Below are 475 nucleotides of genomic sequence, written 5' to 3'. Positions count from 1 at the left end.
ACGATCACCTTGGAGTCCTTCATGCCCGCCAGATGCTGGATCGCGCCCGAGATGCCGGCGGCGATGTACAGCTGCGGCGCCACGATCTTGCCGGTCTGGCCCACCTGCCAGTCGTTCGGCGCGTAGCCCGCGTCCACCGCCGCGCGGCTCGCGCCCAGGCCCGCGTTGAGCTTGTCGGCCAGCGGCGCCATCACTTCCTGGAACTTCTCGGCGCTGCCCAGCGCGCGGCCCCCCGAGACGATGATCTTGGCCGCGGTCAGCTCGGGGCGCTCGCTCTTGGTGACTTCGCGGCCGACGAAGCTGCTCTTGCCGGAGTCGGCCACGCCGTCCACGGTCTCGACCGCCGCGCTGCCGCCGGTGGCCGCCGCCGCATCGAAGCCCGTCGTGCGCACGGTCGCCACCTTGATCGCATCGCTGCTCTGCACGATGGCAATCGCATTGCCCGCGTAGATCGGACGCTCGAAGGTGTCGGGGC

General features: G+C 70.7%; 1 protein-coding gene. It reads right to left on the bottom strand.

Translation table 11 applies throughout. The features are described from left to right. Positions 1 to 475: electron transfer flavoprotein subunit alpha/FixB family protein (locus AB4Z46_RS35420; RefSeq protein WP_442288223.1), on the bottom strand; the 475-nt coding region annotated here is incomplete at both ends.

The sequence above is a fragment of the Variovorax sp. M-6 genome, assembly GCF_052114385.1.
Taxonomy (GTDB): Bacteria; Pseudomonadota; Gammaproteobacteria; order Burkholderiales; family Burkholderiaceae_C; genus Variovorax.
The sequence above is the reverse complement of the archived record's forward strand: the minus strand, read 5'-3'. Positions and strand labels throughout refer to the sequence as shown.